At 66.3% G+C, this 25,705-nt stretch carries 23 protein-coding genes; 18 read left to right on the plus strand and 5 right to left on the minus strand.

Annotated elements, in window-relative coordinates:
• Positions 1 to 195 precede the first annotated feature (195 nt).
• From CLD20_RS15975 to CLD20_RS15995, 5 genes are all read left to right on the plus strand, one after another.
• Positions 196 to 951, plus strand: coding sequence for an SDR family oxidoreductase (locus CLD20_RS15975; protein ID WP_370636917.1), 756 nt, complete (start codon positions 196 to 198; stop codon positions 949 to 951).
• Complete coding sequence (locus CLD20_RS20450; protein WP_224407660.1) at positions 941 to 2,605, plus strand: thiamine pyrophosphate-binding protein; 1,665 nt, start codon at positions 941 to 943, stop codon at positions 2,603 to 2,605. Before CLD20_RS15975 ends, CLD20_RS20450 begins: the two co-directional genes overlap by 11 nt.
• Before the next feature lie 25 nt (positions 2,606 to 2,630).
• On the plus strand, positions 2,631 to 2,966 hold the full coding sequence (locus CLD20_RS15985) for a cupin domain-containing protein (RefSeq protein WP_224407661.1): 336 nt from the start codon (positions 2,631 to 2,633) through the stop codon (positions 2,964 to 2,966).
• Positions 2,967 to 2,970: 4 nt separating this feature from the next.
• Positions 2,971 to 3,741 (plus strand): GntR family transcriptional regulator, encoded by a 771-nt coding sequence (locus tag CLD20_RS15990; protein WP_224407662.1) that lies wholly within the window; start codon positions 2,971 to 2,973, stop codon positions 3,739 to 3,741.
• Between the two features lie 111 nt (positions 3,742 to 3,852).
• A complete protein-coding gene (locus CLD20_RS15995) occupies positions 3,853 to 5,337 on the plus strand; it encodes a pyridoxal-phosphate dependent enzyme (protein WP_224407663.1) in 1,485 nt (494 codons plus the stop codon).
• A 6-nt stretch (positions 5,338 to 5,343) separates the two neighbouring features.
• Here CLD20_RS15995 and CLD20_RS16000 read toward each other — a convergent pair whose 3' ends face one another.
• Positions 5,344 to 6,297: a LysR substrate-binding domain-containing protein gene (locus CLD20_RS16000; RefSeq protein ID WP_224407664.1), complete on the minus strand. Its 954-nt coding sequence runs from the start codon at positions 6,295 to 6,297 to the stop codon at positions 5,344 to 5,346.
• Between the two features lie 224 nt (positions 6,298 to 6,521).
• Between CLD20_RS16000 and CLD20_RS16005 the strand changes: the two genes are divergently transcribed.
• The 5 genes from CLD20_RS16005 to CLD20_RS16025 all read left to right on the plus strand — a co-directional run bounded on the left by CLD20_RS16005 (position 6,522) and on the right by CLD20_RS16025 (position 11,173).
• On the plus strand, positions 6,522 to 7,502 hold the full coding sequence (locus CLD20_RS16005; RefSeq protein WP_224407665.1) for a TRAP transporter substrate-binding protein: 981 nt from the start codon (positions 6,522 to 6,524) through the stop codon (positions 7,500 to 7,502).
• A gap of 17 nt (positions 7,503 to 7,519) precedes the next feature.
• Complete coding sequence (locus CLD20_RS16010; RefSeq protein ID WP_224407666.1) at positions 7,520 to 8,308, plus strand: Asp/Glu racemase; 789 nt, start codon at positions 7,520 to 7,522, stop codon at positions 8,306 to 8,308.
• On the plus strand, positions 8,308 to 8,811 hold the full coding sequence (locus CLD20_RS16015) for a TRAP transporter small permease (RefSeq protein WP_224407667.1): 504 nt from the start codon (positions 8,308 to 8,310) through the stop codon (positions 8,809 to 8,811). The genes CLD20_RS16010 and CLD20_RS16015 overlap by 1 nt, the downstream gene beginning before the upstream one ends.
• 9 nt (positions 8,812 to 8,820) lie before the next feature.
• Positions 8,821 to 10,101, plus strand: coding sequence for a TRAP transporter large permease (locus CLD20_RS16020; protein ID WP_224407668.1), 1,281 nt, complete (start codon positions 8,821 to 8,823; stop codon positions 10,099 to 10,101).
• Between the two features lie 91 nt (positions 10,102 to 10,192).
• Complete coding sequence (locus CLD20_RS16025) at positions 10,193 to 11,173, plus strand: glyoxylate/hydroxypyruvate reductase A (RefSeq protein WP_224407669.1); 981 nt, start codon at positions 10,193 to 10,195, stop codon at positions 11,171 to 11,173.
• 28 nt (positions 11,174 to 11,201) lie between these two features.
• On the opposite strand, the gene CLD20_RS16030 is transcribed toward CLD20_RS16025, so the two are convergent.
• The 3 genes from CLD20_RS16030 to CLD20_RS16040 are packed head-to-tail and all read right to left on the minus strand — an operon-like array spanning position 11,202 to position 14,918.
• The gene (locus CLD20_RS16030) at positions 11,202 to 13,544 is read right to left on the minus strand and encodes a xanthine dehydrogenase family protein molybdopterin-binding subunit (protein ID WP_224407670.1); all 2,343 of its coding nucleotides are present in this window, start codon (positions 13,542 to 13,544) and stop codon (positions 11,202 to 11,204) included.
• Complete coding sequence (locus CLD20_RS16035; RefSeq protein WP_224407671.1) at positions 13,534 to 14,040, minus strand: (2Fe-2S)-binding protein; 507 nt, start codon at positions 14,038 to 14,040, stop codon at positions 13,534 to 13,536. The genes CLD20_RS16030 and CLD20_RS16035 overlap by 11 nt, the downstream gene beginning before the upstream one ends.
• Positions 14,041 to 14,042: 2 nt before the next feature.
• Positions 14,043 to 14,918: a xanthine dehydrogenase family protein subunit M gene (locus CLD20_RS16040; RefSeq protein WP_224407672.1), complete on the minus strand. Its 876-nt coding sequence runs from the start codon at positions 14,916 to 14,918 to the stop codon at positions 14,043 to 14,045.
• A gap of 264 nt (positions 14,919 to 15,182) precedes the next feature.
• On the opposite strand from CLD20_RS16040, the gene dctP reads away from it, so the two are divergent.
• The 6 genes from dctP (at position 15,183) to CLD20_RS16070 (ending at position 21,208) form a co-directional block, all read left to right on the plus strand.
• A complete protein-coding gene (gene dctP / locus CLD20_RS16045; RefSeq protein WP_224407673.1) occupies positions 15,183 to 16,193 on the plus strand; it encodes a TRAP transporter substrate-binding protein DctP in 1,011 nt (336 codons plus the stop codon).
• 48 nt (positions 16,194 to 16,241) lie between these two features.
• Positions 16,242 to 17,255, plus strand: a complete 1,014-nt coding sequence (locus CLD20_RS16050; protein WP_224407674.1) for a TRAP transporter substrate-binding protein — start codon at positions 16,242 to 16,244, stop codon at positions 17,253 to 17,255.
• Between the two features lie 32 nt (positions 17,256 to 17,287).
• Positions 17,288 to 17,803 carry a TRAP transporter small permease gene (locus CLD20_RS16055; RefSeq protein WP_224407675.1) on the plus strand — a complete coding sequence of 172 codons (516 nt, stop codon included), beginning with the start codon at positions 17,288 to 17,290 and terminating at the stop codon, positions 17,801 to 17,803.
• Positions 17,804 to 17,808: 5 nt separating this feature from the next.
• Complete coding sequence (locus tag CLD20_RS16060; RefSeq protein WP_224407676.1) at positions 17,809 to 19,128, plus strand: TRAP transporter large permease subunit; 1,320 nt, start codon at positions 17,809 to 17,811, stop codon at positions 19,126 to 19,128.
• Between the two features lie 58 nt (positions 19,129 to 19,186).
• Positions 19,187 to 20,455 (plus strand): ArgE/DapE family deacylase, encoded by a 1,269-nt coding sequence (locus CLD20_RS16065; RefSeq protein WP_224407677.1) that lies wholly within the window; start codon positions 19,187 to 19,189, stop codon positions 20,453 to 20,455.
• A gap of 93 nt (positions 20,456 to 20,548) precedes the next feature.
• Complete coding sequence (locus CLD20_RS16070; RefSeq protein ID WP_224407678.1) at positions 20,549 to 21,208, plus strand: SRPBCC family protein; 660 nt, start codon at positions 20,549 to 20,551, stop codon at positions 21,206 to 21,208.
• A 109-nt stretch (positions 21,209 to 21,317) separates the two neighbouring features.
• Here CLD20_RS16070 and CLD20_RS16075 read toward each other — a convergent pair whose 3' ends face one another.
• A complete protein-coding gene (locus tag CLD20_RS16075; RefSeq protein ID WP_370636918.1) occupies positions 21,318 to 23,375 on the minus strand; it encodes a TonB-dependent hemoglobin/transferrin/lactoferrin family receptor in 2,058 nt (685 codons plus the stop codon).
• A 362-nt stretch (positions 23,376 to 23,737) separates the two neighbouring features.
• Between CLD20_RS16075 and CLD20_RS16080 the strand changes: the two genes are divergently transcribed.
• Positions 23,738 to 24,589, plus strand: a complete 852-nt coding sequence (locus CLD20_RS16080; RefSeq protein WP_224407680.1) for a hemin ABC transporter substrate-binding protein — start codon at positions 23,738 to 23,740, stop codon at positions 24,587 to 24,589.
• 20 nt (positions 24,590 to 24,609) lie between these two features.
• Positions 24,610 to 25,704 carry an iron ABC transporter permease gene (locus CLD20_RS16085; RefSeq protein WP_224407681.1) on the plus strand — a complete coding sequence of 365 codons (1,095 nt, stop codon included), beginning with the start codon at positions 24,610 to 24,612 and terminating at the stop codon, positions 25,702 to 25,704.
• Position 25,705 lies beyond the last annotated feature (1 nt).

The following is a 25,705-nucleotide window of genomic DNA, read 5'->3' on the forward strand; positions in this document are numbered from 1 at the left end:
CCCTGATGGGCGCACACGGGTCCGGAAAAGCCTCCGGGCGAGCGCCATTGCAGTACCTGTGCAAGTGTGTATACAATCATGCCTAGATTGTCGACATCATTTGATGGAATCGCCGGCCTGATGCCAGGCGGCGAAGGAAGGGTGGCCTGTGCGAGGATCGACGTGGAGCTAGGAATTGGAGGCAGGCGGGCCCTTGTGACCGCTGCGTCGAGAGGGCTGGGCAAGGCTTCCGCTCTCGCGCTTGCAGGCGAGGGCGCAAGGCTGGCCGTTGCGGGGCGCGATATGGCCGTGCTCGGCGAACTCGTCGAGGAGTTGAAGGCCGCGGGCGCCGAGGAAGCGCTTGCCGTCCATATGGACCTTGCCGATCGCGAGACGCTGAAGCCGGCCGCCGAAAAGGCCGCTGCCGAACTCGGCGGTATCGACATCTTCGTCGGCAATTGCGGCGGCCCGCCCTCCGGCCCGTTCCTTTCCATCTCCCGCGAGACCTGGGAGGAGGCGATCTCCTCGATCTTCCTGTCGATGGTCGACCTGTCGCATGCCGTCATCCCGCATATGCGGACCGGAAGGTGGGGGCGGATCGTTTTCGTCACCACGGTCGGCGTGAAGATCGTCCAGCCGAACATGGTGCTTTCCGATTCCATCCGCCTTGCGACCGTCGGCCTTGCGAAGTCGCTTTCCCACGAATTCGCCGGCGAGGGCATCGTCGTGAACTGCCTCTGTCCGGGTCCCTTCGCGACGGACCGGATGGAGGACCTCATCACCGCCAGCATGGCGCGTGACGGGCTCGACCGGGCCGCGGCCGAGGCGCTCTGGCTGGACGAGGTTCCGGTCGGGCGTTTCGGAGATCCGGCCGATTTCGGGGCGATGGTGGCGCTGCTCTCTTCCGAGCGCGCCGGCTTCGTCACCGGTACCGCCATCGCGCTCGACGGAGGCAAAAGCCGTGCCTATTGACCTTTCTGCCATTTCCGGCCGCCGGCCGACCGGCGGCGACGCCATCGTCGCCTGGCTGAAGAGCGCCGGCGTCGAGCATCTCTTCTCCGTCTCCGGCGGCCCGATCAATTCGGTCTACCGCGCCTGCGCGGAGATGGACCTGCCGCTCGTTCACACCCGCCACGAGGCCGCCGCCTGCTTCATGGCCGAGGCCGCCTCGCGCGTCACCGGCAAGGCCGGCGCGGCCATCGTCACGCTCGGCCCGGGCGTCACCAACACGGTGACGCCGGCCATGGTGGCGAAGATGGCCGGCACGCCGCTCCTCATCATCGGCGCCCAGGCGGGCACGGGCAGCCTCGATCGCGGGGCGGGCATGTCCTACGACGTGCTTCCGGCGATGGCCGCGGTGACCAAATGGTCGGCGCGCGTCATCGATGCGGCCCGCCTTCCCGAATATCTCGACATGGCCTGGCGCCACATATGGGCGGGCCGGCCGGGCCCGGTCTTCCTGGAGGTGCCGACGGATATTCTCTCGGCCGCTGTGGAGGCGGGCCTGCTGCAGGCTCTTCCCGACGCGCCGCCGACGGCTTCCGCGCCAGGCCTTTCTGGCGCGGACGGCGAGGCGATCGCGAAGGCCTTTTGCGAGGCGAAGCGGCCGCTGCTCCTCCTCGGCGACGAAGTCTTCTGGCACCTGCCGGAGCGCGCCCTTGAAGCCATCGAGCGCCACCATCTTCCCTTCGCCACGATGCGTCTCGCCAGAGGCGTCGTCGACGAGCGTCATCCGCTTTGGGCAGGGCCCGGCTACGCGCCCTGCAACCCCACTTTGCGCCGCGCGCTGGGCGAGGCCGATTGTATTCTCCTCCTCGGCCACCATTTCGAGTTCGACCTGGAGTTCGGCAAAGGCCTCGGCGAAGGCACCAAGGTGATCCAGTCGAGCGCGGATGCCGAGCTTCTCCACCGCAGCCGCCGCGCCGACATCGCGGCCAACGCATCGGCTCGTGACGTGCTCGCGATGCTGGCCGAACTTCCGGCCCTTGCGGCGGACAAGGCGTGGGTGGACGGGGTCACGGCCGGATGGGCCGCCGAGCGCGATGCGCAGGCGGGCGAGGGCGGCAACGACGGCATGCATCCGGTCGCCGCGGTCGATGCCGTCTGCGACGGTGCGCCCGACAACGCCATCTTCGTCTCCTCGCACGGCAACGTCGATTTCTGGGCGGATGCGCGCCTCAGGTTTTCGGCATCCGGCAGATATCTGAGGGCAGGCCAGTCCGGCTCCCTCGGCGCCGAAGTGCCTTATGGCGTCGGCGCCAGCTTCGCCGATCCACAGGCACCGGCCATCGTCTTCGTCGGCGACGGCGGTGTCGGCTATCACGTGACGGAGCTCGACACGGCCGAACGGCATGGGCGCAACGTCATCATCGTGGTGCTTGACGACCAGCTATGGGGCGCGATCGCGCTGCCCCAGCGCCAGAGCTTCGGCGAAACCTATGCGATGGACCTGCCGCGCCGCGACTGGGCGAAGGTAGCTGAAGGCCTCGGCGCCACTGGCGTCTTCTGCGCCGATCCGGCCTCGCTGCGCTCGGCCATCGCCGAGGCGGCCGAAAGGGGCGGTCCGACGCTCATCCATGTGCCGGTGAGAAGCGTGATCAGCCCTTACATGGCCTACATTTCGTGACGTTTCGAGAAGAGGGATTTGCCTGATGCAGATATGGAAAAATGGCGATGCGACAGGCGTGACGCCGCCCAATCACTTCGGCGGTCTCAACGTCCTCGATATCGTTCCCTTCGCCGGCAACAAGTTCTCCGTGCAGGTCTCCAAGGCCCCCAAGGGCGGCGGCGGCGAGATGCATCATCACGATCACTGGTCGCAGGTCTTCTACGTCGTCGAAGGCCAGCTGACCTTCGAGACCGGCAAGGAAGCCTTCACCCTGACGAAGGGACAGGCGGTCCTCTTCGAGCCGGGTGATCCGCACTACACGATCAATAACGGTGAGGAAGAGAGCACCACTCTTGTCATCACCGTCGACGAGAAATAGCCGGATGGCGACCAGCTTTTCCCAGACCGAGGCCTCGACCGGCGGGGAGGGCCAATATAGACAGGCACTCATGGCCCAGGCCGAGACCGCGACAAAGCCAGACATGGAACCGGATGCGCAAAAGCCGTCTTCGGCCTATCTCGTGCGCGTCCTGGAAGACGACATCCTCAACAACGTGCTGAAGCCCGGCGATCGGCTCGACGAGCAGACGCTCGCCCGCCGCTTCAGCGTGTCGAGGACGCCGGTTCGCGAGGCTCTGCGCCAGCTTGCCTCCTCGGGCCTTCTGGAGATCCGCCGCAACCATGGTGCGACGGTCAAGCGCGTCACGGTCGCCGAGCTGATCGAGATGTTCCAGGTCATGGCCGAGTTCGAGGGCCTTTCCGCCCGGCTGTGCGCGCGCCGCGCCCTGCCGGAGGAAATCGCCGAGATGCGCCGCTTCAACGAGGAATGCGACGCTCTGGCGAAGGCCGCGGACCATTATGGCTTCTACGCGGCCAACAACCGCATGCACGAGGTCATCTACGCCGCTTCCGGCAACAACTTCCTCGCCGAGGAAAGCCGCAAGCTCCGCAACCGCATCAACGTCTACCGCCGGCACATCACCTTCCAGCCGCGGCGGATGCAGAATTCGGTCTTGGAGCATGCGCGCATCATCGATGCGATCGAGGATGGCAACGAGGAAGCGGCCCACCGGCTGATGCGCGAGCATGTCGATCTGCTCGCCGGCTCGGCGGCGGACGTCGTCCAGGCGCTCGAGACCCGCAACCGCAAATAGCCGCCTCGCTGCCGCCTTCGGGCGTTGCCGAGACCGCTCCGCCTCCGGCCGGACGGCCGTGGCCCCACATTCAAGAATGACCCCCGATCAACCTGCCGACAGGTGAGTCCCGTGACCAATCTTCTCCCCCGCCAAGTCCTCGATCAGGCGGTCCATGACCGCTCGCTGGCGCGTTTTGCAAAGGTCGGCATCCGCCTGCCGCTGATCGCCGAGCTTGCCGAGCCCGCAAAGATCCCCGCCGACATCTCCGAGGCGCTCGCCGGGGTCGACCCGGATTCCCCCGATCCGCTGAACCTCTTCCGCGTGCATTGGCACAACACCGACGACCGCCGCGCTCTCGCCGACGTGCCGGCCCATATCGTCCTGCCGTCGGAGCTGACCGGCGTGAAGGCGAAGATCATTGTCGCGCTCGGCGACCGCTTTCCGATGATCGGCGCCCACAAGGTGCTGGCCGCCTATGGCTGCCTGGTGCCGCGCCTCGTCTCCGGCCAGATCGACCTTGAAGCCCAGCGCGCCGTCTGGCCCTCCACCGGCAATTACTGCCGCGGGGGCGTCGCCATCGCCCGCATCCTCGGCTGCCGCTCCGTCGCCATCCTGCCGGAAGGCATGAGCCGCGAGCGCTTCGCCTGGCTGGAGAAGTGGACGTCCTCGCCCGACGACATCATGCGCACGCCCGGCACGGAGAGTAATGTCAAGGAGATCTATGACGCCTGCAACGCGCTGGCGAAGGATCCGAAGAACCTCATCCTCAACCAGTTCTCCGAGTTCGGGAACTACATCGTCCATCGCGCCGTCACCGGCCGCGCGCTTGAAAAGGCCTTCAACAGCGTGAAGGGCGAGGGCGCCCTGAAGGCGCGTGCCTTCGTCTGCGCCTCCGGCTCGGCCGGCACGCTCGGCGCCGGCGACCATCTGAAGGCGGCCCTTGGCGCCGAGATCGCCGTGGTGGAAGCGACGGAATGCCCGACGCTGCTGCGCAACGGCTATGGCGAGCACAACATCCAGGGCATCGGCGACAAGCACGTTCCCTTGATTCACAATGTCTTCAATACCGACTATGTCATTGGCGTTTCTGACGAAAGCTCCGACCGGCTCAACCTTCTCTTCGCCTCCGGGGAGGGCCGGGACTACCTTGCGAACCGCCGCGGCATCGCGCCGGAGCTGATCGAAAGCCTGAAGCATCTCGGCCTTTCCGGCATCGCCAATGTCGTCGCCTCCATCAAGCTCGCGAAGTACCTCGACCTCGGCGAGGAGGACGCGCTGCTGACCGTCGCGACGGACGGCGCGGCCATGTACGAGACGGAGGGCGAAAAGACGCTGGAGGAGGATTTCGGCGGCCGCTTCGATGCCGTTTCGGCGGGCGAGGTGTTCGGCGAGCACCTTCTTGGCGCCGGCACCGGCGACCTTCTGGAACTGACGCGCCCGGAGCGCGAGCGCATCTTCAACCTCGGCTACTACACCTGGGTGGAGCAGCAGGGCATCGCGCTTTCCGAGTTCGACCAGCGCCGCAGCCAGGCCTTCTGGGACGGCCTCATGGACCTCGTGCCGGCCTGGGACGCGATGATCGCCGACTTCAACAGGGAGGCCGGCACGCTCTGAGCCGGCTCACGCCTGGCCGCTCGCGTTCCTGCCGCTTTCCAGGAGCGAGCGGTCGAAGACGCCGCCCGGCTCGAAACCCTCGTTGAGGAAGTCCGCAAAGGCGCGCACGGCCGGGCGCATCGTCTGACGGCGCAGATAAAGGCTCATTACCTGCACGGGCGGCAGCGTTTCGGCGATCGGATGCGCCATCACCTTGCTGCCGTCATAGGTGATGGAGGTGCCCGGCAGCGCGTTGTGGATCGTATAGCCGTGGCCGTGGCCGACGAGGCCGCGGATGAGTTCGTAGGATTTCAGCCGATAGGCGATCCGCGGCATGATCTTCGAGCTGGCGAAGAGGCCGAAGAAGTAGTCGCGCGAATGCGGCAGGTCGAGGAGGATGAAGGGCTCGTTCGCGACCTCCTTCAGGCTGATCGATTTCTTCCCGGCGAGCGGATGGTCCGCCCCCAGCAGGATGTAGGGGGGCAGGTCCGTGAGCCGCTCTCCGGTGATCTCCTGGGGCAGGGCGTAGGTATAGGCGATGGCGATCTCGGCGCGGCCCGACAGCAGCCAGTCGATGATGTCCTGCTGGTTGCCTTCCTCCATGCGCACCGTGATGCCGGGCTGCCGCTTGGCGAAATCGGCCAGGAGGCGCGGCATGTAGCGGGTCGCGAGCGTGGCGAAGCAGCCGACGGTGATCTCGCCCGCCACCGAGGAGCCGAGCGTGGCGACGCTCGTCTCGAAATCCTGGGCATGCTTGATGAGAAGCCGCGCCTCGTGGACGAATTGGCTGCCGGCCACGGTCGGCGTCACGCCGCGCGCATGGTGGCGCACGAAGAGCTGCGTTCCGAGGTTCGCCTCCGCTTCCGCGATGGCGGCCGAGATCGCCGGCTGCGAGACGTTGAGTTGGCGCGCCGCACCCGTCACGCTGGCGGCGTCGGCCGTGGCGACGACATAGGTGAGCGACCGCAGCGAGAAGGGCATCGGAAAACCTTATGCAAAAGGCCGAAAAAAACTATTTTGCCGATGCACTCCGCTGCGTCAACCTGAAGCGGGTTGTCCATCCAAGAGCAGCCCGGTCCAAGGGAACGGCATCGGATTGGAGATGCCGCGATACAGGAGAAAACTCCGATCGCGGCGCTCCCGGGAAAGATCTCGGCAGCGGCAACGCTGCGTCCACACGCCTCACAAAGAGCAGGGGAACAGCAATGCAATTCAACAAGCTCAAGCTTGCGGCGGTAACCGCCGTCGCCATTCTCGCCGGTGTCACGGCAGGACAGGCGCAGACCAGCCTGAAACTGGCGGTCGAGACGACGCCGGGCGATCCGCTGAACGTCATGCTGACGGCGTTCAAGAACGACCTGGCGGAAAAGGCCGCGGACGATCTCGATATCGAGTTCTTCGAGGCCGGCGCGATGGGCGACGAGGGCGCCCTGATGGAGATGATCCGCGCCAATCAGGTGCAGGTCGTGCCGCTCGGCTCCGATATCGTCCAGCTCGACGACAAGTTCGCGGTCTTCGACGCACCCTTCCTCTTCTCCGACAAGGAATCGGCCCGCAAGGCGCTCGACGGTGAGCTCGGCGACATGCTCGCCGCTTCCCTGCGCGAAGAGGCCGGCCTGCAGGTGCTGGCCTTCGGCGAGCTCGGTTTCCGTGCCATCAGCAACAACGTGCGCCCGATCGAGACGCCGGAAGACCTGAACGGCCTGAAGCTCCGCACGCCGGGCAGCGAGACGCGCATCCTCGCCTTCAAGACGCTGGGCGCGGCGCCGACCCCGATGAACCTCGGCGAAGTCTACGTCGCGCTCCGCCAGGGCGTGCTCGACGGTCAGGAAAATCCTCTCTCCGTCGTCAAGGAATTCTCGCTCTTCGAGGTGCAGAAATACATCTCGCTCACCAACCACGTCTATTCGCCGATCACCCTGGCGATGAACGCCGAAGCCTGGGACAGCCTCGACAAGGAGACCCAGGAGAAGGTGCTCGCCGCGGCCGAGGCCGGCGCGCAGAAGACGCGCGAGCTTTCCGACGAGAGCGATGCCAACCTCGTTGGCGAGTTCGAGGCGGCCGGCGTGAAGGTGAACAAGCCCGAGATCGCACCCTTCAGGGAAGCGGCCGCGCCGGTCCATGCCGCGATCGCCAAGATCGTCGGCGAGGACTTCATGACGAAGGCCAAGGAAGCGGCCGAATAGAGCCGAAGGGAAGCTCGATGTCCTTGTCTCGTGATGCCCGTCCCGCCTTCCGATACGACGGAAACGGTGAACGGGCCCGGATAGGCCTGATCTTCATGGCCTCCTCCATCGTCATGGAATCGGAGATGTGGGCGATGGCGGCCGAAGGCGTCGCCATCCACACGACGCGCATCAAGCTTCCGAAGGTCACGGTGGAAGGGATCGAGGAGATGATGAACGCTCCCGAATTGGAGAGCGCGGCGCGTCTTCTCGGTTCCGCCCCCATCGATGTCCTGTGCTTCGGAGGCACGAGCGCCTCGTTCCTCCACGGCACGGCCTACGATCATGCGCTCATTGAGAAGCTGAAGTCCTGGGCTCCCGGCCCGAAGGTGACGACGGCTTCCACGGCGACCCTGGCGGGCCTGAAGAAGGTGGGGGCGGGACCTGTCGCCCTCGCCACCCCCTATGTCGACGGTGTCCATGAAAGGGCGGTGCGCTTTCTCGAAGAGAACGGCCACCCGGTCGTGGCCGGTCGCAACCTCGGCATCGATTCCGATCAGGCCCTCGCCGAGGTGCCTCTCGACGACGTCTTCGACCTCGTCTGCTCGGTCGACCGGCCGGAGGCGAGCGCGATCTTCATCTCCTGCACGAACTTCTGGTCCGTCGGAGCGATCGAGGCTTTGGAGGCCGAGCTCGGCAAGCCCGTCGTCTCGGCCGTGCAGGCCTCGTTCTGGCATGCGCTCGATATCCTCGATGTCGACGGCGCGCGTCCGGGCTACGGCAGGCTTGTCGATTCCAGGGCCGCGAAGGGCGCCGACGCGCCATGATGGGCGCCAATCCGGGCAGCAGGCTCGACACTTCCGCTGAGGCGGGAAGGGCGGACCGCGCCATTGCGCGAGTCAATTACGGCCTCGAATGGATGGCGGTCTTCCTTCTCGGCCTCCTGGTCGTGCTCGTCTTCGCCAACGCGATGGGGCGCTATCTCTTCACCTATCCGCTTCCATGGACGGAGGAGATCGTCCTTATCCTGCTCGTGTGGATCGGCGGCACCGGCGTCCTTCTCGCCGCCCTGCGTGGCTCGCTCATCTGTTGCGACATGGTGACGGAGCGCCTGGGAGCCCGGCCCGCAAGGATCGTCGCGGTCCTGGCATCGCTGATCGGCTCGGGCGTGATGGCGTATTTCGCCTGGCTTACCTTCCAGTACATCCAGCTCTTTGGCGGGGATCTCTCGCCGATGCTCGGCCTGCCGAAATGGATCGCCATGGCCGGCCTTCTCTTCGCCACCGCCGGCCTTTCGGTGACCCTCATCATGCCTGTCTTCAGGCGATAGGAGACGACGATGCTGGAACTTGCCCTCGCCACCATCGTCGCCCTCTGCTTCCTGGCGTTGATCGGCATGCCGGTCATCATCGCCATGGCGACCGCCGTGGCGATCTTCGTCCTCTTCTCCGGCGGCTGGCAGCTCGCCCTGCCGCAGCAGACGCTGTCCGGCCTTTCCGACTACATCCTCATCACGCTGCCGCTCTTCATCTTCGCCGGCGGCATCATGAACCATTCCGGCATCGCCGACCGGCTCTTCGCCTTTGCGGCAGCCGCCGTCGGCTGGATGCGCGGCGGGCTCGCCCATGTGAACATCGCCGTCAGCCTTCTCTTCGGCGGCATGATCGGCACCTCGGTCGCCGATCTTGCCGGCACGGGCTCCATCATCATCCCGAAGATGAAGGAGAACGGCTATCCCGGCCCGCTCGCGGCCGCGCTGACGGCGACGTCCTCCGGCATCGGCGTCCTGGTGCCGCCGAGCTCGCCGATGATCCTCTATTCGGCGGTGACCGGCACCTCGCTCGGCGCGCTTTTCCTCGCCGGCATCGTACCGGGCATCCTGATGGCGATCGCGCTGATGCTCGTCATTTCCGTCATGGCGCGGCGCAAGGGCTGGAAGCCGATGCAGGGCTTTGCCTGGCTGCGCCTCGTCAGGACCGGCCGGGACGCGATCCTGCCGATGGGCCTTCCAGGCCTCATCATCGGCGGCCTCGTCTTCGGCTTCTTCACCCCATCCGAGGCCGGCGCCTTCGCCGTCGTCTACGCGCTTTTCCTCTCTTCGGTCGTCTACCGCTCGCTGACCTTCGCCGGACTGCGCACCGTGATGGTGCAGTCGGTCATGCTGACGGGCGAGGTGCTGCTGGTCGTCGGCTTTTCCGTGGCGCTCGGCTGGGCGCTGTCGCAGGCGCGGGTGCCGATCGCGCTCGCCGATCTTCTTGCCACGCTCTTTCCCTTCGAGACGAGCATTCCCCAGACGCTGGTGCTTCTGCTGCTGGCGCTGATTGCCGGCATGATCCTCGATCCGCTCATCCCGATGATCATGCCGGTGCTTCTTCCCTCGCTGCTGATGGCCGACATCGACCTCATCCATTTCGGCGTCCTCATCGTCGTCACCGTGGTCATCGGCCAGATCACTCCGCCGGTCGCGCTGGCATTGCTGGTGGCGGCGAAGATCGGCCGCGAGGAGGTGATCGCCGTGGTGCGTGCCAACACGCCCTTCCTGATCGCCCTCGTGGCGCTTCTCATCGTCCTGGTGGTGTTCCCCGGCCTGTCGACATGGCTGCCGCACCATCTCCTGTGATGAAGCCGCAAGAAACATGGGCCGTCCGGCCGAGGCCTGGCTTCGGCCCGTGCCGCCGGACTGCCATCTGGAACCCAAGGGAGAGAGCTGAATGTCGAGCGGGCTAGTTCAGATGCGCGAGGCGCAGGACGAGGAAAGCGGCCTCGGCGCGCTGGTCTTCTACAGCGAGTTCGACGATCCCGCCGAATGGGCCGACGCGCTTCGCGCCTACCTGCCGGAACTCGACATCCGCGTCTGGCCCGAAGTGGGCGAAGTTTCCGAGATCCACTACGCTCTCGTCTGGCGCCCGCCTTCCGGCTTCTTCGAGCCCTTCGAGGCGCTGAAGCTCGTCGTCAATCTCGGCGCCGGCGTCGATTCGCTCACCGGCCGGCCGGATCTGCCGGACCTTCCCATCTCGCGATTGTCGGATGCCGGCATGGTCGCGATGATGCGCAGCTACATCCTCTTCGCCGTGACCCGCTACGCGCGCGACATCCCGGAGTTCGAGGCGGCCAAGCGCCTCGGCGAGTGGCGCTACATCCATCCGCGCCCGCTCTCCTCGACGAAGGTCGGCATCCTCGGCCTCGGCATTCTCGGCTCGGCCGCGGCCGAGGCCCTCGCCTGGCTCGGTTACGACGTGCGGGGCTTCGACCGGCGCGAGAAGAGCCTCAAGGGCGTCACGAGTTTCCACCGCGAGGAGGATTTCGGCGCCTTCCTGGGCGAACTCGACATTCTGGTGAACATGCTGCCGCTGACGCCGGACACGCGCAGCCGGATCGGCCCTGACGTCTTCTCGGCCCTGCCGCAGGGGGCGAAGTTCATCAATGCCTCGCGCGGCGAGGTGGTCGACGAGCCGGCGCTCCTCGAGGCGCTTTCCTCCGGCCATCTCGGAGGCGCCACGCTCGACGTCTTCTGGCAGGAGCCGCTGCCGAAGGATCATCCCTTCTGGGCGATGGAGAATGTCTTCATCACCCCGCATCTGGCCTCCATCACCGTGCCGCAGGATGCCGCGCGCGACGTGGCCGAGAGCATCCGCCGCGTCCATGGCGGCGAGAGGCCCTTGCACGAGGTCAATCCGAAACTCGGCTACTGAGCCCGGGGCCGGGCAGGGTGCCCGGCGCCTATTCGCCTTCGCGGATCGCGGTGGCGAGCCGCCAGATCTCGTTGCCGTTGAGAGGCGTCTTCAGGACGCTGATACCGAGCGCGTCGGCCACGGCGTTGGCGATGGCCGCCGCCGGTCCGATGGCGCCGCCCTCGCCGAGGCCCTTGGCGCCGAGCGGCGTGCGCGGCGTCGGCGTCTCGATGTGGTGCACCTCGATGTTCGGGATCTCGGTGGCGAGCGGCATCAGATAGTCGGCGAAGCTCGTCGACAGCGGCTGGCATTCCTCGTCGTAGATGAAATGCTCCAGCATCGCCGAGCCGATGCCCTGCACGATGCCGCCGCGCACCTGCCCGTCGACGATGAGCGGATTGAGGATGGTGCCGCAATCCTCCACGGCGAGGAAGCGGCGAAGCTTCATCTTGCCGGTCTTGATGTCGATCTCCACCACCGCCGCGTGCAGCGCGTTCGCATAGGTGCCGTCGGCCGAGCCGTCGAGGCTGTAGGCGGCTTCAAGGCCCGGGATCATGCCCTCGGGCAGTTGGTCGACATTGCGTAGCGCGATGCGGCAGAGCTTCCGGATTTCGATGAAGCGATCCTCCGCGCCGTCCACCTGCGCCTTGCCGCCGTAAAGGACGATTTTCTCCTTGTCGGTCTGCAGGAGATGGCCGGCGATGGCGCGCAGCTTCTCGGCGAGGATCTTCGACGCCTCGTGCACGGCGCCGCCGCCGAGCGGGCCGCCGCGGCTGCCCCAGGTGCCGACCGAATAGGGTGTCGTCAGCGTGTCGCCCTGGCGCACATAGACGTTGGAAGGGTCGACGCCGAGCACATCGGCGGCGACCTGCGCCATCACCGTTTCGTGGCCCTGGCCGTGGTTCTGCAGGCCGACATCGACGATCACCTCGCCATCCGGCTCCATCTCCACGCGCGCGGCGATATAGCCGGTCTCGATCGGCACGCGCCGGCGCGTGAAATCGGGCGTGCCGTGCGCACCCTGCTCGATGAAGAGAGCGCAGCCGACGCCGATGCGCGTGTCGGACGAGGCCTTCGAGCGCGCCGCTTCCGCGATGTCGGCGGCAAGGAGATCGCGCGCCTTTTCAAGGGATTCGGCGTAGGAGCCCGGATCGTAGGTGAAGCCCAGCACGTTCTTGTAGGGAAAGTCGCGGATGACGTTCTTCAGCCGGATCTCGAAGGGATCCATGCCGAGCTCGGCCGCGATCTCGTCCATCAGCCTCTCCAGCGAGAAGACCGCCGAGGGTCTTGCGACGCCGCGATAGGTGCCGAGCGGGCATTTGTTGGTGGCGAGTGCCCGGAATGTGGCCTCGTAGGCCTGAAAGTCGTAGGGCCCCGGCATGACCTTCGCCGCCATCCCCGGATCGCCGGCCGCGGTGAAGGGGTAGGTGGAATAGGCTCCGACATCGACGCTGATATCGGCCTTGAGGCCGAGCAGGCGTCCCTCGGCCGAGACATAGGCCTCGAGCGTGTGCTCGTGGTCGCGCGCATGGATGGAGGCCATCATGTGCTCGCGCCGGTCCTCGATCCATTTCACCGGCCGCCCGGTCTTCATGGCGAGCCAGGGCACGAGCACCTCTTCGACGAAGACCTGTCCCTTGACGCCGAAGCCGCCGCCGACATCGGGCGCGACGACGCGCACCCGGCTTTCCGGCAGGCCGAGCTCCTCGCAGATATAGGTTCTGACCAGATGCGGGATCTGGGTGGAGGTCCACACCGTCAGGACGCGGCTCGCCTGGTCGTATTCGGCGACGACGCCGCGGCATTCCATCGGCACGCCCGTCTGGCGCTGGTTGTAGAAGGTGCGGCGGATGACATGCGCCGCCTCGGCCTTCGCCGCATCGAGGTCTCCGCCCTTCATCTGCCGCTCGATGAAGATGTTGCCCTTCCAGTTGTCGAAAATGGCGGGCATTTCCGGATCGCGCGCCTGCGCCATCGTGCCGACCACGGTGAGCGGGTCGTAATCGATGAAGACGAGCTCGGCCGCGTCCTCCGCATCGTAGGGATCGTCGGCGAGGACCGCGGCGACCGGCTCCCCGACGAAGCGGACCTTGTCTTCCGCCAGCACCGGCTGCTCGGAGAACTGCATCTCCGGAAAATCCTGATGGGCCGTCACCGCGATGCCGGCCGTGTCCTTGCCGGTGAAGACGATCGTCGGATAGGCGAGATCGGCGAGACCGTCCGTGTCGATCTCCAGGATCTTCGCATGGGCGTACTGCGCCCGCACGAAGGAAAGGTGCAGCATGTTCGGCAGTCGGATGTCGTCGATGTAGCGCGCCGTGCCGGAAAGCAGGCGCGTATCCTCCACGCGCTGGACGCGCGCGCCGACATGTCTCGGACGGTCAGCCTGCATGGTTCGCTCCCCCGCTCGCGGCCATCTGGTCGCCGATCGCCTTGCGCACCGCCGCGACGATGCCGTGATAGCCGGTGCAGCGGCAGATATTGCCGCTCATCGCTTCGCGGATCTCCTCGTCCTCCGGCATGCGCGCCTCTTCCACCATGCGCGAGACGAAGGGCACGAGGGTCATGATGTAGCCCGGCGTGCAGTAGCCGCATTGCAGCCCGTGCTCGCTGCGGAAGGCTTCCTGGAGGAGATGCTCCGCGCGTACGCCTCCGATGGACTCCACGGTGCGGATGGAGGCGCCGTCGCACTGCACGGCAAAAGTCAGGCAGGAAAGGCGCGGCACGCCCTCGATATGCACCGTGCAGCAGCCGCAGGCGCCCTGGGCGCAGCCGATATGGACGCCCGAAAGCCCGAATTCCTGCCGCAGCACATCGGCAAGCAGCCGGCGCGGCTCGACGCTCAGCCGGCGCCGGACGCCGTTCACCTCAAGTTCGATCTCTTGCATGGCTATTCCTGTCCTGCCTCGAGCGCCCGCTGGCAGGCCTTCTCCACGGCCCGGCTGGTCAGCTCGGCCGCCAGGCTGCGGCGATATTCGCTCGAGGCGACGTTGTCGCTGATGGGGTCGATGCCTTCGGCGAAGGCGCGCCCGGCGGCCCTGGCCTCGCAAGCGGAGAGCGGCTTGCCGGAAAGCGCCTCCTCGGCGGGGATGGCGCGGATCGGCTGGAGCTCGACGCCGGTTGCAACGATGCGGGCACCGGTGATGGAGCCGCCAGAGAACGTAATCTGCGCCCCGACCGAGACGGTGGCGAAGTCGCTGCGGCGCTCCGAGATCTCCATGAACGCGCCGGCGGAATGCGCCGGGGGGAGGGGGAACTCGACAGCGACGACCATCTCGCCTGCCTCCAGCGCCGTCATGTAGGCGCCGAGGAAGAAGTCGTCTGCGGCGATGCGTCGCTCCCCGTTCGCCGAGCGGGCGATGATCGTCGCGCCGTAGAGCATGGCGACGGCGGGCAGCTCGGCGGAGGGATCGGCATGGGCGATGCTGCCGCCGATCGTGCCGCGGCTGCGGATCGTCGGATGTCCGATCCACTGCACCGCGTCGTGGAAGGCGGCGAAGCGCTCGCCGATCACCTTCTCCTTCAGGTAGCGCTCGTGGCGAACCAGCGCGCCGACGCGCAGGACGTCGCCCTCCACCTCGATGAAATCCAGCGGCAGGCCGTTGATGTCGACCAGATGGGCGGGGCGCGCCAGCCTGAGATTCATCATCGGCACGAGGCTTTGCCCGCCGCCGAGGGGCCGGCCTTCCTCGCCGAATTCGGCAAGCAGCGCCAGGGCATGATCCAGGCTCTCGGCCCGGTGATACTCGAACGGGGTTGGCCTCATCACTCTTCCGTTTCTGAAAGGCAGGGCGCGGGCGTCGGCCCGCTTCGGACCGGCCCGAATGCCGTGACACAAATCCGCTAGCACGGAGCGCCACGATGCAGGAAACGTATCCTCGTCTTGTATGCAATGTCAAAAAGATTGTAGACAAGATGGAGGTCGAGCAATAGCCTGCATCACTGCTGGGCGTGGCGAGTGTTTGTGCATTTGCCCGTCTGGTGCAGTGTCGAACGCGGCTGGGAAACCGCGAACGCGGAGGTTCACAGGATGAGCATTCACAGGAATTTCGGCAGGACGGGCGCGGTGCTGGCGGCGCTCGGTATCGCGACTTTTGCAACCGGCGCCATGGCCGAGGATTCGGTCACGCTGCGCATGGTCGGCGCTTGGGCGCCGAGCGTGTCTCCCTATGCGGAGGTCGGCACCAAGTTCGCCGAGTTCGTCAACGAGAACTCGGGCGGCAAGATCACCATCAACTATGTCGGCGCCGACGATGTGGTGCCGACCTTCGACCAGCCGGAAGCGCTGGTGAACGGCGTCTTCGACGTCTGGTACGGCGCGCCGAACTACTGGGCCGGCATCATCCCGGGCGGCTATGTCACCGAGCTTTCCACCGAGCTCGTTCCCGATGGCGGCCCCGGCTCTGACATCTACGGCTACATGATCGACATGTATGCCAAGCACGGCGTGCGCTATCTCGGCCATGCCGCCGGCGACATCGGCGTCGGCTCGCACTTCCTGCTCTCCCAGAAGGAGGTCAAGGGCCTCGACGACCTGAAGGGCATGAAGCTGCGCGTGCCGCCGCTGACCCGCTACTTCGTCCATGCGGCCGGCGCCGAATCCGTCACGCTGCCGCCGAGCGAGGTCTTCCTCGCCATGGATCGCGGCACGGTCAACGGCTTCACCTGGCCGGTCGCCGACGGCTTCACCAACTACGGCTGGCAGACCGTTACCAAGTACATGGTCGACGAACCGATGTACCGCAGCGGCACCGGCATCGACATGAACCTCGACAAGTGGAACGAGCTGACCGAGGACCAGCAGAAGATCCTGCTCGACGCCGTCGCCAAGACGCAGGAATGGACCCGCGGCCGCTTCGCCGAGGCCCAGGACGAGCAGGAAAAGAAGATGCTCGAGGCCGGCATGCAGAAGCTGGAGCTTTCCGACGAGGAGGCCGCGCGCTGGACGAAGCTCGCCCAGGACTCGCTCTGGGAATATCTCGCCACCGTCATGTCCGAGGACGAACTTTCCGGCGCCAAGAAGCTGCTTGCGAGCAAGTAGCTCCGGCGTCTCGCCAGCCTTCAATGCTCACAAAGAGGGGATATAACCATGAGCAATCGAAAGACGAACTTTGCACTGGGAGCGGCGCTCTGCGCCGCCCTCATTGCCACGACCTCCGCCGGCTCGGCGCTTGCCGACGAGATCAAGCTGAGGATGGTCGGCGCCTGGGCGCCCGAATTCTCGCCCTCCGCCGATGTCGGCCACAACTTCATGAAGAACGTGAACCGCATCGGCGAGGGCAAGGTCCGCATCGACTATATCGGTGCCGCCGATGTGGTGCCGACCTTCGACCAGCCCGAAGCGCTGGTGAATGGCGTCTTCGACGTCTGGTACGGCGCGCCCAACTACTGGGCGGGCGTGGTCCCGGCCGGCGACATCACCGAGCTCTCGCCCTTCGATACGCCCGATAACGGGCCGGGCTCCGAGCTTTACGATTTCATGGTCGATCTCTACGCGGCGAAGGGCGTTCGCTATGTCGGCCACGCGGCTGGCCTGCCCGGCATCGGCGCGCACTACATCTCCTCGCAGAAGAAAGTGGAGAGCCTGGACGACCTCAAGGGCATGAAGCTGCGCGTGGCACCGCTGACGCGCCATTTCGCCCAGGCCGCCGGCGCCGAGCCGATCACTCTGCCGCCGAGCGAGATCTATCTCGCCATGGACCGTGGCACGGTGGACGGCTTCACCTGGCCGGTCGCCGATGCCTTCACCCGCTACAAGTGGCAGCAGGTGTCGAAGTACCTGATCGACCAGCCGATGTACCGCAGCGGCGTCAGCGTCAACATCAACCAGTCTGTCTGGGACGAGCTGCCGGATGACGTGAAGCAGATCATGCTCGACGCCATGGCCGAGACCCAGGAATGGACGCGCGGCTGGTTCCAGAAGAACCTCGACGAACAGATCGCCGGGATGAAGGAAGCCGGTATGGAGGTCCTTCCGATCTCCTCGGAAGTGTCCGAGGCCTGGACGAGCCTCGCCGAGGAATCGCTCTGGGACTACTACGAATCCGTCATGGATCCGGAGACCTTCGCCCAGGCGGAAAAGCTGCTCGAGCGCGGCAGCTGACGGGTTTCACCTGAGCATCCGGTGAGAAGGACATGACGAAACTCGGCCGCAATCTCGATCGCCTGCTGGGCTTCTTCGCCGCCATCGCCGGGGTGCTGCTGGTGGTGATGATGCTCGCGACCGTCGTGAAGGTCGCGATGCGGGCCGCGCTCAACCAGGGCATCCTCGGCATCGACCAGATCAGCGGGACGATGATGGTCTACATCACCTTTCTCGCCGCTGCCTGGGTGCTGCGCAAGGAAGAGCACGTTTCGGTCGAGATATTCGTCTCCTGGCTGCGGCCGGCCTACGGCCGGTGGCTGCAGGTGGCAAGCTCCCTCATCGGGGCCGCCGCCTGCCTCTCCCTTGCCTATTTCTCGACGAAAGCGGTGCTTCTCTCCCTGCATCGCGGCATCGTCGTCGCGGCCGAGCTGGAGATACCGCGTGCCATCAATCTCGGTGTCATCCCGCTCGGCTGCTTCATTCTCGGCATCGAGTTCCTGCGTCGGGCGGTCCGTTTCTATACGGGCCATAATCCCGTCCACCATCCCGAAGATCTGAGGATCTGAGCGCCATGGACCTGGAATGGTGGGGCTACCTGATAGCCTTCTTCTCCGCGCTCGCGGTGCTGATGCTGACCGGCCTGCCGGTCGCCATCGCCTTCCTGATCGTCAACATGATCGGGGCCTACATGCTCTGGGGCGGGCTTTCCGGCTTCAACCAGCTGGTTCTGAGCATCGACAGCTCGATCTCGACCTTCATCCTCGTGCCCGTGCCGATGTTCATCCTCATGGGCGCGATCATGTTCCATTCCGGTATCGCCAACCGGATGATCGGCGTCCTCGACCAGTGGCTGGGCTTCATCGCCGGCCGGCTGGCGGTTCTGGCGATCGGGGCAGGGGCGATGCTCGGCACGCTGACCGGCGTCGCCATGGGCTCGGTCGCCATGCTCGGCTCCACGCTCGCCCCGGAGATGGAAAAGCGCGGCTACGCCAAGGCGATGTCGCTCGGCCCGATCCTGGCAAGCGGCGGGCTCGCCATCCTCATCCCGCCCTCGACGCTCGCCATCGTGGTCGCGAGCCTCGGCGGCTTCTCCGTCGCAAAAATCCTCATCGGCATCATCGTGCCGGGCCTGCTGCTGGCGGCCATGCACATCGGCTATATCGTCATCAGGGTGACGCTCAATCCCGACCTGGCGCCGCCCTACGAGACGGAGCGGGTGCCGTTCGGCCGGCGCGTGAAGGACCTGTTGCTCTATCTCGTGCCGCCCGTCTCCATCGTGGTGATGGTGATCATCCTCATCTTCTTCGGCATCGCCACGCCCACCGAGGCGGCGGCCATCGGCACCTTCCTGACCTTCGTTCTGACGGCCCTCTACGGCAAGCTGAACTGGCAGCTCCTGCGTGTCGGCGTCGGTCAGGCGACCCAGCTTTCCGTGATGATCCTCTTCATCCTCACGGGCTCCGCCGGCTTCAGCCAGCTTCTTTCCTTCTCGGGCGCGACGTCGCAGATCACCCAGCTCGCCACCGACCTGCCGGTGCATCCGATCGTGCTTCTGATCCTGATGCAGCTGATCGTCGTCTTCCTCGGCATGTTCATCGAGCAGACCTCGATCGTGCTCGTCACGATCCCGATCTTCCTGCCGATCGTGAAGCAGATGGGCTGGGACCCGACCTGGTTCGGCATCATCATGATGGTGAACCTGGAGATGGCGACCATCACGCCGCCCTTCGGCCTGTCGCTCTTCGTCATGAAGGGGGTGGCCCCGCCCGATACCAAGATGACGGACATCTACGCGGCGGCCCTGCCGTTCATCTGCATCAACATCCTTCTGATGGGCCTGATGATCGCCATGCCGGCGCTCGTCCTGTGGCTGCCGGACTTCATGCCGTGAGCCGCAGCCTGTCGCCGGAGCCGATCCCCACCACACCCAAACTTCTTTGGAGGAAGCCGTGAGCACCAGCCGCCAGGAGATCCTGGACAAGATCGACCAGAGCCGCGAGGAGGCCGTCGAATTCCTGCGCGAGATGATTTCGATCCCGAGCGTCACCGGCGACGAGGCGGCCATCCAGGCCTACCTTTCGGATTACCTGAACAAGGTCGGGCTTGATGTCGACATGTGGGAGACGGACTGGGAGGAGCTGAAGAAGCATCCCGGCTACCGCCCGGTCGAGCGCGGCTACGAGGGCCGGCCCAACATCGTCGCCACGCTGAAGGGCGAAGGCGGCGGCAAGTCCCTTCTCCTCAACGGCCACACCGATGTCATCCCGGTCGGCAACGGCGAGGGCTGGAGCGTCGGCCCCTGGTCGGCCGAGATCCGCGACGGGCGCATCTACGGCCGCGGCTCCGCCGACATGAAGAGCGGCGTCGCCAGCCACATCCTCGCGGTGAAGTTTCTGAAGGAGCTAGGCGTCAAGCTGAAGGGCGACGTGCTCATCGACATCGTCATCGACGAGGAGGTCTCCGGCCACGGCACCCTCGACACGGTGGCGCGCGGCTACAAGGCCGATGCCGGCATCTCCGGCGAGACCAGCGACCTCGCCGTGCAGCCGGCCTGCATCGGCCGCATCTGGTTCGAGATCGCCATCAACGGCAAGCCGGCCGGCGTGCAGCAGCGCTACAAGGGCATCAGCGCCATCGAGCTCGGCTACAAGATCGTCAAGGCCGTGCAGGAGCTGGAGGACAGGCGCGTCGCCACCGTCACCCATCCGCTCTATCCGAACGCGCTCGATTCGCTCCCCTGCCTCGTCGGCAGCTTTCAGGCCGGCGCCTATCCGAGCGCCTTCCCGGCGACGGCGCTCCTGAAGGGCTCGATCGGCACGGTGCCGGGCGAGGACCATGAGGGCGTCAAGCAGAGCCTCGTCGATCATATCGCAGAGGTCGCCTCGAAGGACGAATGGATGAAGGACCATCCGCCGGTCGTGCGCTTCGTCGGCTACGACGCGGAGGCCTCCGAGATCGCGACCGACCATCCGATCGTCGATCTCGTTTCGCGCAACTTCAGGGAAGTCGCCGGGCGGGATCCGGAAATCAGCGGCCGCCAGGGTGCTGCCGATACGCGCTTCCTCAACAAATACGCCGATACGCCGACCGTCATCTTCGGCCCCGGATCGACGGCCGTGATGCATTCCGACGACGAGTACGTCTCGATCGACGACTACATCACCGCCATCAAGGTGATGGCCCTGTCGATCTACGACTGGTGCGGCCCCTCCGACTGAGGGGCGAGCAAAGCCGGCGCCCGTCCGCCTCGCATCGCGGGATTTTTCGGGCGGGCCGCCGACCCCATTCCAACAGCCACGCAGAACATTTCCATGCCACAGATCAATCAGGAGTTCCTTGTCGCCCATCCGCGGCGCGCCGTCTGGGAGCGCTTCCAGGATCTTCCGGAGGTGGTGCGCTGCCTGCCCGGGGCAACGCTCACCGAGCAGACGAGCCCGACCTCGGCCAAGGGAGTCATGACCGTCAAGCTCGGCCCCGTGCGTGCCAGCTTCGCCGGCGAGGCCGATATCGAGGCCGACGAGGAGAGCTGGACCGGCACGATCGACGGCAAGGGCATGGACAAGAGCCATGCCTCGCGGGCGAAGGCGAAAGTCGTCTATGTCCTTGAGGAAGCCGACGAGGGCGCCGGCACGGTGGTGAAGGTCACCGTCGACTATACGCTCTCCGGCTCGCTCGCCCAGTTCGCCCGCGGCGGCGTCGTCGATGCCATCGCCGATCAGATCACCGAGGATTTCACCCGCAATCTGGAGAGCGAGCTCAACGCGACGCCGGCCGCCGGCGCTGGTGCGGCCGCTCCCGCTGCGAGCGGTGAGGAGGGAGCCGCGTCTTCGCCTTCCGCGTCCGCGCCCCGGCCTTCTGCGCCAATGTCGCCCGCGCCGCCGAGGCAGAGTGCGCCGGCAGGTGAGCTCAACGCCCTGACCCTCATCTGGCGCGTCTTCGTCAAGAAGCTGAAGGCGCTCTTCGGCCGCTAGGCGCCGTCTTCCGAATGCGCGCAAAAAGAAAGCCCCGCCGGCCAGCTGGCGGGGCTTTCAAGTCTGGGTCGCCCCTGAGGTTCCCCCAAAGGGCGGCCCTCTTCGGCTGTCAGCCGCCGAAGCGCAGTGTGGCCGCCAGCTTCACGCTCATGCCCGGCTCGTAGACGACGGAGGTCGTGGTCGCGTTGAGCGGGTTGGCGTAGCGCACGTCGAAGAGGTTCTCGGCGCGGAAGGAGGCGCTGAAGTTCTCGTTGACGTCGTACTGCGCGAAGGCGTTCACCAGCGTGTAGTCCTTGGCGAAGGTGGCCGCGTCGGGGGCGACGTAGTGCTCCACCTCGCCGCCGAAGCTGAGCCGCTCGTCGAGCAGGCGGAAGCCGAGATGACCGCCGAACTTGGAGGAGGGCAGGGTGGTGATATCCTCCCGCACGCCGTCGGCGACGCGGTAGCCTTCGGTGAAGGAGACGTTGGCGCCGCCGAAGACCCAGCCGGCATCGTAGGTTCCCTCGAACTCCCATCCCCACAGCTTTGCCTTGGCGAAGTTCTGATACTGGTAGCAGATCGGCGCATAGCTCCCGGTGGCGAAGAGGTCGGCGCGCAGCGGACAGCCGCTCGTCGGATCGAAGGGCGAGAGCGTCTGCCCGTCGATGAAGTCCTCGACGTTGTTGCGGTAGTAGGCGGCCTTGAGGCGCAGCCGGTCGTCGGCGCGGAAGAGCCCGTCCCGCTTGTAGTTGACGCCGATCTCCCAGGTCTTGCCGACTTCCGGCTGAAGGTCCGGGTTCGGCAGGAACGGGAAGACGACGCCGGCCGGATGCAGGCCGCTGATCAGCGTCTCGCTCGTGGAGGGCGAGCGGTACCCCTCCGCATAGGTGCCGTAGACCTGAAGGCCTCCGAACGCCTCGCCCGAGAAGGGCGACAGCCCGAGCGTCAGGCGCGGCGAGACCCGGTCGCCGGAGCTCTTGGTATTGGTGCCCTCCAGCTCGTAGCTGTCGTAGCGCAGCGCTCCGATCGCCTCGAACCAGCCGATGTCCACCTTCTCCTGAACATAGGCGCCCCAGGTCTCGCGCGTGCCCGAGGGGGTGTAGAAGTCGCTGCCGCCGATCGGGCTCGACGTATCGACCTCGTCGCGCAGCCAGTCGCCGCCATAGGTCAGCTCGTGCTCGGCGATCCCCGTCGCAAAGCGAGAGGTGTTCCAGACGTCGATGCCGTAGGTATCGAGGTCGTAATTGGTCTTCGAGCCCGCGGGGATCGTCACCGGCCGGCCGGTCGACGGATTGAACTGCGAGACGTTCGCCCGGTAGGTCTGCTCCAGCCGCGCCATGTTGAGCGAGGTGTTGAGGTGGAGGTCGAGCCAGCTCTTTTCCTCGTCCGTGACGTGGTAGCGGCCGGTGAAGGTGTTCTGCTGCAGGTCGAGGTCGGAATTGCCCGACTGTTCGCTCCAGTCGTCGTCGGTACCGATCCAGCCGAGCTTCACCTCGCTGTTCTCGGTCGGGCGGATCGAGGTCTTCAGCATGCCGCTGAGGATGTCGAAATCGCTGTTGCGGACGGTATCGCCGGCGCCGTCCTCATAGGCGCCGTAGTCGCGCCAGACGACGTTGCCGAGAACGTCGATCCTGTCGTTGATCCGGTAGGCGCCGACGGCGCTCGTCGTCCAGCCGCTGCCGTTGGATTCGTACTGGCCCGTCACGGCGAGCGCGTAGGTCTCCCATTCGCGCAGGAAGTCGCGCGCATCCTTGGTCTCGAACATGACGACGCCGCCGATGGCGCCGGAGCCATAGGTGTTGGCCACGGGCCCCCGGATCACCTCCGCCTGCTTCAGCAGCAGCGGATCGACCCAGAAGACGCTCTGCGTACCGTGGCCGGAGCGCTGGAAATTCTGCCGCGCCCCGTCGACGATCACCTGCACGCGGCCGAAATCCTGCAGGCCGCGGATATTGATGGAGGAGTTGGTGCGCTTGGCGTCGGCCTGGATGCTGACGCCCGGTACGTCGTTGAAGAGACCGAGCGGCGTCGTCGCCATCTTGCGCGCGATTTCCTCTTCGTCGACGACGCTGACGGAGGCCATGCTCTCGTTCTCCGTCTCGCCGGTACGGCTGATGACGGAGATCGGGTCGAGGAGAACCGCTGCGTCGCTGGCCGGTGCGGCCTCCGCCCCCACGGCCGCTTCCACCGGCGCCTCCTGCGCTCCGGCCGCGGGCGCAAGCGCGATCACGGCAGCCCCCATGAGCAGCGCGCGGAGAAGGCCTTTGCGGGCCGCACTCCCGCTCGTTCCAGCCCCCGCATGCAGTACGCTGTGACTTCCCCGCATGACCCCAGTCCTTCCTTGTTGCGGCCTCACAAAAAGATGACGCCAAATTTCATATTTTGCTGGAGGTATAAAACCTGATATTTGGCGTCAACATTTTACGGACGGGATCGAGATCCGTGAGGAAAGCGTTGCACAATTGCATCAGTTCAGATGAGCGGCTGGCCGGGAAGGCTGGCGGGAAGGCGCATGGGGCCATCGGCAGGGGCAGGGTCGGCGAGTTGCTGATGGCCTTCCTGGTCGCGGCGATCCTGGCGCCGGGCACGACGTCGGCAGCCGAAAGGCTCCCCGATGAGGGCAAGCTCGTCGCCATCGGCGGTTCGGTGACGGAGATCGTTTATGCCCTCGGCGAGGAGGACCGCCTCGTCGCGCGCGACACGACGAGCACCTGGCCGGAGGCCGCGAAGGCGCTGCCCGATATCGGCTACATGCGCCAGCTCTCCCCCGAAGGCGTCCTCTCGGTCGGGCCGGACGGCATCCTCTCGATCGAAGGCAGCGGCCCGCCGGAGACGATGGCGGTGCTCGAATCCTCCGGCGTGCCGCTGGTCACCATCCCGGAAGGCTACAGCGCCGAAGGCGTGGTCCGGAAGATCGAGAAGGTCGGCGAGGCGCTCGGGGCGCAGGAGAGGGCAGCAAAGCTCGCCGGCTCTGTGAAGGCCGAGATGGAGAGGCTCGCAAGGACCGTCTCCGGCGTGAATGACCGCAAGCGCGTCCTCTTCATCCTCTCCGTCCAGGGCGGCAAGGTGCTTGCGGCGGGCACCGACACGGCCGCCGACGCCATCATCCGCCTTGCCGGCGGCGTCAATGCCGTGACGGGCTATTCCGGCTACAAGGCGCTCACTGACGAAGCACTGATCGAGGCGGCGCCCGACGCTATCCTGATGATGGATCGGGGCGAGGCGGACGGGCACGCGGCGGCCGGGATCCTTCAAAGTCCGGCCCTGAAGGCGACGCCGGCGGGCGAGGCGGGGAACCTCATCCGCATGGACGGGCTCTATCTCCTCGGATTCGGTCCGCGCACGCCCGATGCGGCCCGCGAGCTTTTCGCCGCGCTCTATGGCGAGAGCGCCCTCCACTGAGGCAAAGGGAGCGCCGGAAGATGTCCCTCGACAGTTTTGCCGCCCCCGCCAGCTTCGGCCGCCGGCACATCGAAGGCGACCGCTCCCTTTGGGCAAGGGTGGCGCTGGTCGCCCTCCTGGCAGCGTTCGTCCTGACCTTCTTCTTCAGCCTGACGGCGGGCGCCTCCGACGTCTCGCCGCTGCCGCTCCTGCGGGAGCTTTTCTTCTCCGGCGGGGAGGGGGTGAGCGCGCGCGACAGGCTGATCATCGGCGAAATCCGCCTGCCGCGGGCGATCCTGGGAAGCCTGGTCGGTGCTTCGCTCGCCGTCTCCGGCGCCGTCATGCAGGGCCTTTTCCGCAACCCGCTCGCCGATCCCGGCCTTGTCGGCGTCTCGGCGGGCGCCGGCCTCGGGGCGATTTCCGTCATCGTTCTCGGCACGACGGTGCTCGGCCCCTTTCTGGCTCTCTTCGGCATCTTCACCCTGCCGCTCGCCGCCTTTTTCGGCGGCCTCGTCTCCACCTTCATCCTCTACCGGGTGGCGACGCGGCGCGGGCAGACCTCGATCGCCACGATGCTGCTTGCCGGCATCGCTCTCGGCGCGCTCGCCGGGGCGCTGTCCGGCATCCTCGTCTTCCTTGCCGACGATGCGCAGCTGCGCGATCTCACCTTCTGGGGCCTGGGCTCGCTCGCCGGGGCGACCTGGACGAAGATCGCCGCCGCCGGCCCCATCATCCTCCTCGCCCTTCTGGCCGCGCCCTTCCTCGCCCGCGCGCTCAACGCCCTCTCGCTTGGCGAGGCGACGGCCCACCATCTCGGCATTCCCGTCCAGCGCATGAAGCTGATCGCCATCGTCTCGGTCGCCGGCGCCACGGGCGCCTCGGTCGCCGTCTCCGGCGGCATCGGCTTCGTCGGCATCGTCGTGCCGCATCTGCTGCGCCTGGTGATCGGGCCGGACAACCGCTACCTCATCCCGGCCTCGGCGCTTTTGGGCGCGGTGATGCTGCTTCTCGCCGACGCCGTCAGCCGCACCATCGTCGCCCCGGCGGAGTTTCCCATCGGCATCGTCACGGCCGCCGTCGGCGCCCCCTTCTTTCTCTGGATCCTGCTTCGCCGGCGCGGCGTGCTTGACCTGTGAG

The sequence above is a fragment of the Afifella sp. IM 167 genome (assembly GCF_020144925.1).
Classification (GTDB): Bacteria; Pseudomonadota; Alphaproteobacteria; order Rhizobiales; family Afifellaceae; genus Afifella.